The 13,614-nt window shown below is 36.0% G+C and carries 11 protein-coding genes and 1 pseudogene; 3 read left to right on the top strand and 9 right to left on the bottom strand.

Going from position 1 to position 13,614, the window contains the following annotated elements; genetic code table 11:
* Positions 1 to 189: 189 nt before the first annotated feature.
* From ACAM22_RS01415 to ACAM22_RS01380, 8 genes are all read right to left on the bottom strand, one after another.
* Positions 190 to 1,389 carry an ABC transporter permease gene (locus ACAM22_RS01415; RefSeq protein WP_261050946.1) on the bottom strand — a complete coding sequence of 400 codons (1,200 nt, stop codon included), beginning with the start codon at positions 1,387 to 1,389 and terminating at the stop codon, positions 190 to 192.
* Positions 1,386 to 2,279, bottom strand: a complete 894-nt coding sequence (locus ACAM22_RS01410) for an ABC transporter ATP-binding protein (RefSeq protein ID WP_000895303.1) — start codon at positions 2,277 to 2,279, stop codon at positions 1,386 to 1,388. Before ACAM22_RS01410 ends, ACAM22_RS01415 begins: the two co-directional genes overlap by 4 nt.
* Before the next feature lie 695 nt (positions 2,280 to 2,974).
* Positions 2,975 to 4,240 (bottom strand): site-specific integrase, encoded by a 1,266-nt coding sequence (locus ACAM22_RS01405; protein WP_261073153.1) that lies wholly within the window; start codon positions 4,238 to 4,240, stop codon positions 2,975 to 2,977.
* Between the two features lie 92 nt (positions 4,241 to 4,332).
* Complete coding sequence (locus ACAM22_RS01400; RefSeq protein ID WP_001083626.1) at positions 4,333 to 4,581, bottom strand: MerR family transcriptional regulator; 249 nt, start codon at positions 4,579 to 4,581, stop codon at positions 4,333 to 4,335.
* A 5-nt stretch (positions 4,582 to 4,586) separates the two neighbouring features.
* On the bottom strand, positions 4,587 to 5,783 hold the full coding sequence (locus tag ACAM22_RS01395; protein ID WP_153193688.1) for a Rep family protein: 1,197 nt from the start codon (positions 5,781 to 5,783) through the stop codon (positions 4,587 to 4,589).
* Between the two features lie 189 nt (positions 5,784 to 5,972).
* Positions 5,973 to 6,515, bottom strand: a complete 543-nt coding sequence (locus ACAM22_RS01390) for a hypothetical protein (protein WP_261074552.1) — start codon at positions 6,513 to 6,515, stop codon at positions 5,973 to 5,975.
* Positions 6,512 to 7,621 carry a DUF87 domain-containing protein gene (locus tag ACAM22_RS01385; RefSeq protein WP_000154971.1) on the bottom strand — a complete coding sequence of 370 codons (1,110 nt, stop codon included), beginning with the start codon at positions 7,619 to 7,621 and terminating at the stop codon, positions 6,512 to 6,514. The genes ACAM22_RS01390 and ACAM22_RS01385 overlap by 4 nt, the downstream gene beginning before the upstream one ends.
* Positions 7,622 to 7,631: 10 nt before the next feature.
* Positions 7,632 to 7,955: a hypothetical protein gene (locus tag ACAM22_RS01380; protein ID WP_000144757.1), complete on the bottom strand. Its 324-nt coding sequence runs from the start codon at positions 7,953 to 7,955 to the stop codon at positions 7,632 to 7,634.
* Positions 7,956 to 8,482: 527 nt separating this feature from the next.
* On the opposite strand from ACAM22_RS01380, the pseudogene ACAM22_RS01375 reads away from it, so the two are divergent.
* Positions 8,483 to 8,779, top strand: a pseudogene (locus ACAM22_RS01375) (amino acid transporter); the annotation flags it as partial.
* 128 nt (positions 8,780 to 8,907) lie between these two features.
* Here ACAM22_RS01375 and ACAM22_RS01370 read toward each other — a convergent pair.
* The gene (locus tag ACAM22_RS01370) at positions 8,908 to 9,837 is read right to left on the bottom strand and encodes a helix-turn-helix domain-containing protein (RefSeq protein ID WP_369606835.1); all 930 of its coding nucleotides are present in this window, start codon (positions 9,835 to 9,837) and stop codon (positions 8,908 to 8,910) included.
* A 189-nt stretch (positions 9,838 to 10,026) separates the two neighbouring features.
* Here ACAM22_RS01370 and ACAM22_RS01365 point away from each other — a divergent pair, with 189 nt between their 5' ends.
* Together ACAM22_RS01365 and ACAM22_RS01360 are read left to right on the top strand one after the other, a co-directional pair.
* A complete protein-coding gene (locus ACAM22_RS01365; RefSeq protein WP_369606834.1) occupies positions 10,027 to 12,867 on the top strand; it encodes a CAP domain-containing protein in 2,841 nt (946 codons plus the stop codon).
* Positions 12,868 to 12,900: 33 nt separating this feature from the next.
* Complete coding sequence (locus ACAM22_RS01360) at positions 12,901 to 13,599, top strand: hypothetical protein (RefSeq protein ID WP_261054769.1); 699 nt, start codon at positions 12,901 to 12,903, stop codon at positions 13,597 to 13,599.
* Positions 13,600 to 13,614 lie beyond the last annotated feature (15 nt).

Raw genomic sequence — 13,614 nt, 5'->3', positions numbered from 1 at the left:
TTGTTTACGGTGATGGGTGTTCCTTCCCATCGAAAAGTATTTGGAAGGTTCCGGGGCCTTTCAAATGGGGTAAACAATACCGCCTACTATGATACCAAATTTCACCCCTAAAAGTCAATAGATATGAAAAATATTTTTCTAAATTCCACTCTTTTTATCTCTAAAAAACCTCGCTTTCGCGAGGCTCTTCTATTTATAAGATAAGGCACGTTTAAAGGTTTTCCAAGGACCTAAATCATCTGTTTGAAGGACTAGGCTGGCATACATGCGTCCGATAAATCCTGTTGCTACCACTGCAAAAATCACTGTAATAGCAAGCGAAATCCATGCTTCTACTCCCCCTGCATAGCCATTAATGGTTCTAAATGGCATAAAGAAGGTCGAAATAAAGGGAATATATGAACCAATCTTCAAGATGAGATTGTCACCCGCTGCACCTAGAGCTGTCACTCCAAAAAAACCACCTAGAATCAAAATCATTAAAGGCGACAAGGCTTTCCCTGCATCCTCAGGACGAGAAACCATAGAACCTAGGAAGGCTGCTAAAACAACGTACATAAAGAGGCTAACCAAGACAAACAATAAGGTGTTGAGCGAGAAAGCCTCTCCTATATGGTTTAAAATACCAGATTGTGCCAAGATTGGTAGGTCTTTAAAGAGAAGAATGGCAGCAAGTCCACCCACGACGTAAATGCCAATATGGGTCAAAATCACAAGCAACAAGGCAAGCATACGAGCATAGAAATAATGACTGGCTCGAATGCTGGAGAAGACCACCTCCATGATTTTAGTACCTTTCTCACTAGCCACTTCCTGGGCAGTGACACTAGCATATGTAATTAAAATCATATAGAGAAAGCCACCAACCGCTGTAGCCGCGATTGTTTGAATTATTTTTTTATTTTCCTTGGATTCATCAATTTTCTCCGTAAAGTTAACTGTTTTCTCCAAGCGTTTTTCCTGCTCTTGTGACAAATTAGCTGCCGAACGATTGAGTTGACCTTGAAGATCATTTAACTTACTCGTTACTCCTAGCTTAATAGCAATCTCAAGGGAAGTTTCGCCATGATAAACTGCCTTTAGAACACTATCTTCTTGATCAATGGTCAGATAGCCTTTTAATTTTTCATCCTTGATAGCAGCTTGAGCACTTGCTTCATCCTGATAATCAAAATTGAGACCATTGGTAGATTTAAGACTGTCTGTCACAGCTGGAACAGTGCTGACTACTGCTATCTTGCCACTCTGAGCCATAGAAGAGCCTTGGAGATAGCCGATTCCTCCAGAGAGACCGATAAACAAGAATGGTGAAATCACCATAAAGAAGAAACTCCACGATTTGACATGTCGAAGATAGGTTTCCTTCATTACAACCCACATATTTCTCATACTTCCACCCCTGATTCTAGTTTAAAGATTTCATCGATTGTCGGCGCTTGTTGATCAAAGGTTGCGATATATTGCCCCTGAGTCAAGATTGGGAAGAGTTCTCTTCCGGCACTCTCGTCCTCCAAGATCAATTTCCAACTGCCTTGTTTGGTCAAGCTCACCTGTTTAACATGAGGAAGGTTTTCCAATTCTTCCTTGCTTCGTTCACTTGAAACAAAGAGACGCGTTTTCCCGTATTGATTGCGGACATCCTGAACTGGTCCATGCAAGACCACACGGCCATCTCGAATCATGAGAATATCGTCACAAAGCTCCTCGACGTTGGTCATGACATGGTCAGAAAAGATAATGGTTGCCCCACGTTCTTTTTCTTGAAAAATGACTTGCTTGAGCAATTCTGTATTGACTGGGTCCAATCCACTGAAAGGCTCATCCAAGATAATCAAGTCTGGCTCATGAATCAGAGTAATAATGAGCTGAATCTTCTGCTGATTTCCTTTTGACAGACTCTTGATTTTATCAGTCAGCTTCCCTTTCACTTCCAACCTCTTCATCCATTGAGGGAGTTTTTCCTTGACCTCCTTGGCATCCATACCTTTTAGAGTCGCCAAGTAGCGAACTTGTTCAAGAACTGTCAATTTAGGCATGAGACTGCGTTCTTCAGGCAGATAGCCAATCCGAGCGTAGGTCTCTTGACGAATATCCTGACCATCTAGACTGATTTCTCCTTGGTATTCTAAAAACTTCAAAATACTGTGGAAAATCGTTGTTTTCCCAGCACCGTTTTTTCCGACTAGTCCCAAAATACGACCTGGTCGCGCTTGAAAGTCAATACCAAACAAAACTTGCTTGGATCCAAAACTTTTCTCTAGACTTCTTACTTCTAGCATCTTTCACCTCCGAAATGTCTTGCACTCATTATACTCCTTTTTGATAGCCTTTACAATAGCTTATGTCCATTTTTATAAGACTATTGCTGTGTAAAATATGGCCTGGAGCGTTTTTAGTGATAAATCCATTATACAGTAGCAAATTTAATTTATCACCTCCGCTCCTCAACTGTCTATTTTTGATCCTGAATTGTTATTTGAGCAACTCCTTTATTCCAAATAGCTTTTCCCTAAAAATCATTACATCATATGTTATCATTTGTCAAAAATAAAAATCCTATTTATTTACTTTGACATAAAACATCATCAAATAGCAACTATTATCAATTAAAACATTACTTAACAACTATCGTCCTCTATATGACTACCATCTTTGAAAAATTACCTATCTCTATATGAATAGTCATCCCTAAACCTAAAAATTTTGAAATCAAGTTGACCTAAACCTCTCATTACCTCATGAAATTCCATGAAATTTAGAATTTAGATTCACTACTCAATTTACCTGTATCAAAAATCTCCTAGCAGGCTTTCCTGCTAGGAGATTTTCTTGTGAGAGGTACTTGTTTAAGCTTTGAAAATCGGACTTATCATCTGTAAGGAGTAGACAGAGTTCTATATAACCCCTCAAAACCTTTATTTTAAAGGCTTTATAATTTATTGAAGAAAAAATGTAGAGACAAATGTAGAGACGATTAAGTAGATAGTTCAGCTATTTTATCTAAATAAATATTTACTGCCTCTAATTTCTTCTTCGGTGCTAACTCGGCGTATGTATCCATAGTTGTGTTGATAGATTTATGTCCCATACGAACTTGTAGTTCTTTCCAGTTTGCCCCAGCATTTAACATCATTGAAGCATGAGTATGTCTGAAAATATGGAAACCGTAATCAGGTAAGCCAAGAGAAGTTAGTCGTTTTTTTAAAGTAGCACGTTCGTTTCTATCGCACATATAATTTCCATAAATCGTTGGAAAGATTAACTTGGATTGAGGTAGACCTTGTTTTTTGAAATAGTTATTCATTTCTGTGTAGAAATCCCTAAGGTCAGTGAGAGTAGAGCTTGGAACGGGAACCTGACGATTACCAGAATCGGTTTTTGCGGTTGGTTTACAAATCATACATCCTTTAGTACCAAGTTTCTTATTGGCACTTTTCCACATCAATGTTTTATTTACAATAATTTCATTGTTTGTGAAATCCAAGTCATTTATTTCTAATGCTAGAAGTTCATTGATTCGCAATGCAGAAGCGAGTAAGGAATTGCAGATGGTAATAAATCGTCGATTAGCTCTGTTATTAGGTAAAGTTTTTAAGAATGCTAACCATGTTTTTAATTCTTCATCATGTAAGACCATAGTTCTACGAGAAGCTAATTTAGGCTTTGGAGGGATTTTAATAGTTTTCACTGGGTTTTTAGTTAATCCAAAATGTGTGATGCCAAAATCGAAAATATCACTAAGTTTGTGAGTGACTGCTCCAAAGTCTTTTGCACTACCTTTTTCAGCACGTTTTTTCCCTGATTCAATCGATGTTCTAGCTTTTTGGGCGAGATTGTTAACCCATCTTTGAATATCGGCAGATGTGATTTTTTCAGGAATGTAATCCCCGAATGCAGGGATGATGTAATTATATACGTATCCCTTCACTCTATTGATTGTATTATGAGAAGTAACCCAAACTTGATAATTATTGAACCATTCTTCTGCAAGTTCAGAAAAAGTGGATAATTGTTTATCTTCTTTCCTCGTTCCACCTGCTTTTTCAAAATTAACTCTAGCCGTTAGGATTTTACGGTCAAGTTGCCGTAGTGTTTTAGCTGTTATAGACGTTGTTACTTGTTTGCCTGTTTTTTCATCGATACCTAAGTAAAGGCCTCGTAAAATATAACTAACCTCTCCGTTTGAATTTGTTTTTTTAATAACTTTTTTGTTATTGTAAGTTATAGTTTCAGATGTCATAATGCCCTTTCATTATACGGATATAAAATAAAAAGGCTAAAATAGAACATTTTCTATACATAACAGACAGTTCTATTTTAGCATAATTCATGTTATTTCTCTAAGAATTGGAGAACATTTTCAAGTTTATAGTAAACAGTTCTGGTTCCTTCTATAGGTGGTTCCAGTCGTTTTAGTCCTTTCTCTTCCCAAGATTTCAATGTATTCGGAGAAATTTGAAGGAGATTCAACAGGTCTTTTTGGGTATATAGACCACAATAATTGAAGATGTGGGTTTCCTGTTGTAGGATTTGTAAGAGATTTAGTAGTAGGTTTTTAATTTCAAATAGTTCTGAGTTCATTATTGTTATTCCTTTCTTTGAATAGTTGTTTCAAACTGTGTGAAGAAGCTATTAGCACGATGTATTGACTGAGACTCAAAGGGGTTCGTGAAAAAGTTGCTGTCATCTTTTTCGTATTCCCGACTCTCATTGTTATAGTGTGTATAAAAGATATTATCCTTTTCAACTAGTATGGCTGTTTGTATTCGTCGTTCTAGCTGGTCGAAACGGTCAATTCGTTTACTGGTTTGAAAATTATCATACAACTCCTTTGGTGAGTAAGGGCTAGTTATGAAGATTAGTTCAGCGGTTAATGCTTTATCTATATATCTAGAAGGTAAGAAAACATCGAAATTATAAGGGTCTAGAATTTTCAAAAGGTCATCATATCGAAAGCTATCTGGTCGCAGTTCGTCAATAATGATAGTTTCCTGGTTTTGATAACTCTGAAAAGGATCGCGACTTGAGCCTGTTACAAAATAAGAGGTATTTTTATTTTCTGCATAAGTCTTAGCCAGTCTTGTCTTACCAAGTCCAGACTCACCATAGATATAGACTACTTGTTTTGTCTTTTGTTCATACTTCATACGATTCAGGAATTCTCTTCCTAATCTTTCTTGCCTTTTTTCGGCAACAGCTTTAAGTCGCGTACTTGCTTTTGCATATTGACTTCCCGTTAGCTCAGATTCAATCTCTTCTAGAGTTAATAAACCGTCATAAAGCATATCTAGATATTCTCGTATTAGTTCCCCTTCTTTTTTACTTTGGTTTCGCTCTACTTGTTTTCGAATGTTTTCTAATTTTTTAGCAAAATCAAAGTTACTTATTACTTCCGAAATAGGGTACTGATATTTATTTTGAGCATCTTTAGTTTGGTGAACAAGATAACTAAAACCATTATTAGGATGCTTGAAGAATTCTAATCGTTCGATTTGAGAATCTTCACGCTTACCATTTCGTTCATTAATTTCCCAAGCTATGCTATGTGGGCTACGAGCATGTTTGAAATACATCATGAGATGAATATGGGGTTCTACAGTTTCTCCATCTTCATTAACATCTTTATCATGTAAAATGCCTGCCCAGAGTAATGGCTCTAATAGCTTAACGATTCTATCAATTTCTTCTTTCCAATCAGATAAAATAGCTAGTCGCATTTGTTGTGTATACATGATTGCACGCTGTTTAGGGATTTTTTTATTTGTTTTTTTCTCTGAAGACATTTCAAGAATTTCCTTTCGTTTTGTTTTTGGCACATTGGCACAGTTTGAATGCGAGACAATGCCAAGACCAGTCTCGCAGGATTGTTAGTATTAAGGATATTTAGAGTAAGTAGTATCATTGGCACAGTTTTGTAATATAAAAAAATGGTGGAAGGACTTTTTGTCTTTGACAAAGTCCTTCCACCGATTTTAATTGTAAGAGCCTGTTGCTTGATACCAACGACCGTTACTAGGCGCTATGTTGGTAAAGAACAATTCGGGTTCTATAGTGTGTAATTTTGCTTTAATAGCAGGGAATATTTCTTGTACTTTCAAGAAACTTTCGTGATTGTTTGGAACTTTCCACCGTAATATAGCCCCATCTTCTGTATAAATCATCGATAAGGTTAACAAAGAACGATTGGCTTTGTTGACGATTGATTTTTGAGTAGAAATCTGTTTATTTTGAGTATCGAGAATAGAATCGGATTCAAAATGGGCAAATTTTCTCAGTTCGTAGGTTGCTCGTAATCCTTTGAGCATGTATTTTATATCACTTTTAAACCAGTGATAAAGGAAAAAAGAGAAAAGTAGTATTGAAAAAATTATCAAAGGATAGAAAAGAAAAACAACATTTTGATAATTAATTTCAATGTTCAGATTCTGTTGAATCAAGATAAGTATAAATATAGGGAAAAAGCTTACTACAGTTCCTATACATAAGATTTTGAATAGATTATACTTGTTTATCATAAGCACCTCTTGTTATAGTATGGGGTGAGGAGTGGCATGATGTTGCTGTCATGCTTTCCATCACTAAATTTGACAATTCCTGTCCCTATTCCGCTAGGAACAACAATATTTTCAATATGAGCGTTTGGCAATAAAAACTGAGTGGTGTTAGTATTTATCTCTCCCAAAATAATAGAACAGTTAATTTGTTCTCTAACTGCTAGATTTCCTCCAAATGCGGTAGCATCAAAACGTTGGGAAACTAGGATAAGTGAAACTTTGGTAGCTCGACCTAGGAGAGCCACAGTTCCTAATAGTTGTGCAAACGTATCTCGTGCTTGTTTTGAAGAACCCTGAACAAGAGCAAGTAGCTCATCTATGATAATATATTTGCGTTTTAATGTAGCTTTTGGGTTTTCTAAAAGTATTTCTTGACGTTCGTAAATCTTATTGATAGCATCCCCCAGAATTTCATTTACTTCTGTGATAAAACTATTTAAGTTAGCCCCTCTTTTCGGAGACAGGACAGACAGATTTAATTCACGACCTAGAGAATAAATATCGGCACGTTTAGGGTCTACTGCTACAATATCGTCAGTTATTTTCCGAATACACCGAATAAGGTATTCTAGGAAATAACTTTTTCCTGAACCAGATGAACCACTGATAGCTAAATGAACAACATCATTTAGATTGATACTAACTTGGTTTGACATGAGCGGAACCCTAATCTCACTAACTTCTTGATTTATAAAATGTTGGATATCAGGAATAGTTAGTCGAGTTGGAATACCATTTACCCAAGGGAAGAAAAAACCTCTAGCAAGATTAGGGTCACCTGTCTTGTAGGGGATAAAAATTGCATTACTTTGTAACATAAGCGTTTTATAAGGGTAAAGGATGCCAGAACAGATATCTGCTATCTTAAAATACAGATTTTTATCTAAAACATAGGAAACAGGAAGATTGGGAATGAAAAACATTCCCTTATCTTCTGCCTCTAAAGAAATGGAGAAAGAGTTTGTAAAGCTCGTTTCTCCGTTGATATCTAGTGTATTGTTGAGATTGCTTGTAATGAATTTAGCTAATTCATTTTCAGACATAGGCATTTTAATAGGGATAGTCATAAACTACCCCCTAAGCTTTGTGAATGCCTGTGGCACGGAAATACGCATTTGATTTAATCTGAATTGCTTCTAATTTATCAAATGCTATTTTCTCACCAATGTTAAATTCAGATAAATCTGGTTTGTTATCTGGAAGGAACTTCACTTTAAAAGGATTATGAGTATCCGTAGCAATCCAAATCTGATAACCAATAACTTTATCTGTCCGCTTATCGTCTTTATATTCATACTGTGTTTCTATTTGCAGTCCTACAATATAAGTTGTTTCATTTCCAAGAAGTTTCTCAGCATTTTCTGAGCTATAATAGCTTGATGATTTGACTGTGAATGTCATATTTTTGACCTTTCTTATTAAGGAGGAGAATAATTTTTATTCTACAGGAGTAATAGTTGTATTTAACAACTATATGTTGATTTATCTCATGACGCCCATCTCTTATATATATATATATATATTTTTTTTTTTTTTTGAGTGCCACGCGTGGCGAAGGGAGTTAAGGTCAAATGAGTTTATGTCATCAAAAATTAACAAAAACGTAACATAAAAACACTTGACAAGGTGTTAATTTTTAGGTTATACTCCCTTTAGGGAAATAAGATAAGAGATGGGCAAGAGATAAGAAAAAAATTTTTTTCATAAAGAAAAAGGGGAGTCGGGGCGTAGCCCCGTTAGATAAGTTAGTTTCAGGTACCTGAAACTAACTAGAATGGGTTGTTGCATAAATTTTCATGCAATATTAAAAATGCAAACAGTTGAGTTTTTCTTGGCTGTTTTTTTGTTTTCTAAAAGAAAAAATTAAAATTTTTCAACTTTAATCTATAGTAATATTCGTGAAAAATAATTGACAAAATCCACGTCAGGTCTTGCCAGGAGTTTCGGATGCCTTTGTCTTGATTACGGCATCATCATCAGGTGTCTATATCGCCATTTATATCTTGATTATGGTGGCTCACCTTAAATACCGCAAGTCGCAGGACTTTATGGCGGATGGCTATCTCATGCCCCATTATCGTTTCCTAAATCCCTTAACTATGCTTTTCTTTGTCTTTGTCTTTGTAACCCTCTTTTTACAAGAGTCTACCTTTGTAGGAGCAATCGGATCAGCTATCTGGATTATCGGTTTTGGGATTTATAGCCAGTGGAAATTTAGAAAATAGATTAAGAACTCATCAACTAAGCTTGGTGAGTTTTTTTCTTTAAAATCAAGTCAAAAAAGCACCAGAGTCTAAAGTGACTTTGGTGCTTTTGAAGTTATAAACATGTTGCTCTAAACTGGTGTTAATAGTTATTCTTCATCTTCCGTAGGGAATGGAATGCCAGTTTTATTTAGTCGTTGAACTTCTTTGACGAATGTGTTCTTTTCTTCAAACATCTTTGCTAGTGGGAAGAGGTTGTTTTGGGCATCAATGTAGTGAAGAACAGTATTAGCTAGTTCAATCGCCTTAGGATTATTTTGTCGTAGTAGATTGAAAACTTCGAATATGTTTAAATAAATTAGGGGATATATTGAATACTCAAGAGAGAATTTTTCAGATATATTTATCTTCAACTTATAGATGAGTTTTTCAGCTTTATCATAATAGCCATAGCGAGAATATGTTCTAACTAAAAACATTCCAGTAATAGCATATCTGTAAGGAAAATCATAAGTTACATACTTAGTTTCTTCCAATCCTTTAAGAATTATCTTTTCGAGGTATTCAAGGAATTTTAACTCAAAACATTGAACCTTATGTCCCAAAAGAATTTCAATAACAGTAAAATCACGAATATAAAGAGTATCAATACTAAATATATAGTCGACCAAGTAATGAATAGCTTCTACTTCATCAGGAGCCAATTCATCTATTTTCTTTCCTTGAGTTTGTAAAATAGCTAATTTTAGTGTGTAATAGTCTATGATATTTCCCCAGTCACTTTTCTTTCCTAGTATTTGTCTAGCTTTTATTCTATCATTTTTAATTAATGCATTTATAATTTGCTTTGCTCTTTGGGCATTCTCATCTTGAATATGAAGAACTTCATTAAAGTCGTCTCCATCTAAATTAAATCTACTCAAAATTTCAAAAAAAGTATCGACTTTGATAGAAGATAATCCTTTTTCAAAGCGACTGAGGTTATTGGGAGTAATGACATCTCCAGCAGCCTCTTTGAGGGTCATATTACGATCTTGACGGATTTTGTGGATAATTTCTCCATAGTGTTTGAATTCCATGATAGTCTCCTTGAGTTTTATTGGTTTTATTATAACTTAAATTTCTCCATTTTTGGGAAAAACTACTGTTTTTAGTAGATTTTTATTCTAAAATCAAGATAAGGAATAAAATTATACTGTTTTCAATAGAAAGTTCCAAAAAGGGGATTATTTACTGTATACTATACAAAAAAATAAAAAGGAGCCAATATGAAGAAAAAAGATATTTTGTTAGGTGCTGGTTTAACAACTATTTTTGTAGGTGCTGGTGCTGTAAATACAACTGCCCATGCAGAAGAGGTTGATTCTGGTAAACCCAAGCCAACTGTGAAGACGACCCCTGTTTATGTTACTGAACAAGACGTTAAAAATGCTAAAGCTGATGTAGATAAGGCAAAAGCTGATGTCGACGCAAAACAAGATACTGTTGACCGAGCAAAAGCTGACAAGGTAAACGCTGATGACAAAATTGACTCAATCAATAAAGACATCGACACCGCTAATAACGCAAACAAAATTATCAATGCTCAAAACGATATTATCACTAGCAAAACTTCAGACAAGACAAACGCAACAAACGATTTGAATACCGCTAAAGATGGTGAACGTGATGCGCATATAGCACTAGACAATGCTAACACAGCAAAAACAGAGGCTGATAATGCTCGTGACACTAAGAAAGCTGATGTGGATACGAAACAAGCAGACCTTGACGCAATCACAGACACTAATGTACGTAAAAACATCACAAACACAACTAGCAAAATTTCAAACATAGATAATGATTTGAATGCTAAAGGTGCGCAAATCACAGCTACAGACGCTAAAATTGCTGCTAAACAAGGGGAAATCGATAGCTACAAAGTTAAAGTTATTTCAACAGATTTAAACCCTGATGAACGTAATCACACCGCTCATGATAATCTTAATGATTATGAGTATAACCATGGATTCTTCCGTAACAACCAAATGGAACCAGTTAATTTCCAAGGTGTCGACATCAAAGAAATTGATGCAACTAAAGACATGATTGACTTCACAGAGTATTTAGCGGATTATAAGAAAGAACCATTTGACCGTGTAGCTCGAAAATTAAAAGAACGACCAGCGTATCGTTACAAAGTTGACAACAAAGGTATTTCAGAAGCCTTTGTCAAATTGCTTAATCAACTACGTGTTAATAACAATTTAAAGGGTGATATGGTGGTTGACGATGAGTACCTTTCATACGCACAAAAACGTGCTGATGAAATGCAGAATACGGGCATCTTGACACACAGAACAACATTAACAAACAAACCGGGCTACATCGAAAGAGTGCAACCCGACCAGAACGTCGAAAACATCGTTGGTGGCGCATACGGTCAAATTATCAGTCGTGAAGGTGAATATTTAACATTTGACCACATTGTAACTAACGAAACATTAGCCTATGAAATGCTATTAGGTTGGTATAGTGACTACAATAATGTTAGAGGTTTAAACTACGGACACCGCAAGAACTTATTAACACCAACAGGTGGTAAAATGGGCCTTGCCATTTCAACCATTGACGGAAAAGACAAAACAACTTATTTCGGTTCATTCAATGCTAGTGCGCACAAAGGTTCAACCTATGGATGGGACGAAGATAATCAAATGTTCTATTCCCTAAATCAAAGCCAAGATGAGAAGGATTATTGGAATAACAATAACAACTTCAAACAAGATGACCCAATGAACCCAACATTCTATGGTAAAAAGATGAAGTTTATCGCAGACACTCATTATGTGTTTGTTAAACGTCAAATCATCGATGACCGACCAAAAATGCAAGCAGAGTTGGACGCTTTGAAAGCTCAAAAAGCTACACAAGAACGCGAACGTGACGTATTAGTTGCGAAGAAAGCTGATTTGACTCAAGAGTTGGATGCGTTAAACAATCAATTGAATGATATTGCTACAGCGCGTACAAATGCGACAACAGCTCTAAATCAAGCAAAATCTGATTTAGCTACACTTACAGCGACCGCTCAAGACAAAGCAGATGCTGTTATTCAAAAACAAAAAGAGTTGGATAAAGCAACTGCTCGTGTAAACGATGTAACTGCACGTATCAACACAATTCAAAGTGAAATTGATGCGGCAACAAGCAAACGTGATAATGCTATGCGTGTCCACGCGCAATTACCACAATTGCGTGCAAGTTTAAAACAGGCAGAAGCAGATAGAACAAACGTGGAACAACGCATCACAGTTGCAGAGCAAGACTTAGCGGATGCCAAAGCTCGTTTGACACAAGCACAAGCTGACCACAAATACAAATCAGATATCTTTTCAATCGATAAGATGCTAAATGTATATACTGATGGTAACCGTGTCATTTCAGCAACACCGAAAGTAGCCCCAACAGTAGATGAATTGCCAGAATTGGATATCACAGCAGACATTCCAAGTGATTTGACTACAAAACAAAATCCTGACGGTATCGGTGCGACACCAAAAGTAGCTCCAACCGTAGATGAATTGCCAGAATTGGATATCACTGCTGATATCCCTAGTGATTTGAATACAAAACAAAATCCTGACGGTATCGGAGCAACACCAAAAGACGCACCAGTTGAGGATGAATTACCAGAGTTGGATCCAAGTGCTATCATTGATAATCCAGCGGACAAGCCAGCAGATAAGCCAGCAGATAAGCCAGCGGATAAACCAGCGGATAAGCCAGCGGATAAACCAGCGGATAAGCCAGCGGATAAACCAGCGGATAAACCAGCGGATAAACCAGCGGATAAACCAGCGGATAAACCAGCGGATAAACCAGCGGATAAACCAGCGGATAAACCAGCAGATAAGCCAGCAGATAAATCAGCAGATAAGCCAGCAGATAAGCCGGCGGATAAGTCAGCAGACAAGCCGGCAGATAAATCAGCAGACAAGATAGCAGAACAACATGCTCTACCAAATACAGGAGAAAATTCTAGGGTAGCAAATTCAATTGTTACAGTTGGCTACGGATTATTAGCAATGATTGGTCTAGCAGGATTATTTATTAAGAGGAAAAACTAAATTAAGGGTGATTAATTATAGGAGATTTGAAGTATGAACAAATATAGTAGAGAACAATTGATTGAAATGTTTGGATATAGTTTCCAAGTTTTGAAAGCTGTATCTGACTTGAATAAAGCTATTTCAGCAGAACAAAATAAAGCATATAGTGGTATTATGGGGAACTATGGCAAGCTTAAAAAAGTATATAATTTAAGTGTATTAGGTTTTATAGCATTTTGTGCCTTATTAGGAATACTTCAAGGAACTGTACTATCATTAACCGAATATATTATTGGAGGTGTGCTTGGTTATGTGGTTTTCCAACTTCTGTTTTCCCCACTTGTTCTGATTGTAAAAGCTGTGTATAAGCACATTGCAAAAAAAGAATTTACAAATGCTGCGAATAATGATGCTTCTAATGCTTATCGCCAAAAAGGTATTGAGTTGATGAAAGATGAACAGTTTTTGGCATATAAAAGAGAAATTCCAGAAACTTACTTTAATATGAATGACCTTTATTTACTTTATAGCTATTTAGAAACTTATAGAGCAGATAATTTTAAAGAGGCAGCAAACTTATTGGCCGAGGAGAAACACCGTGATAAGATAGAGTACAGTCAAGAAGTTATGCAAAAGAGTCTTGCTTCTATTCAAGCAAATGCTACTTATCAATCTGTCATTCAAACAATTCATCTATTAGAGACTCAGAAATTACATCGTACAGTGAGAATAGGAGTCTTTGGGGAATAAAAAATGGGAACTATC

Origin of the sequence: Streptococcus sp. SN-1 (assembly GCF_041154385.1) — a bacterium.
Classification (GTDB): domain Bacteria; phylum Bacillota; class Bacilli; order Lactobacillales; family Streptococcaceae; genus Streptococcus; species Streptococcus mitis_CT.
This window is presented reverse-complemented; position numbering and strand designations above follow the sequence as displayed.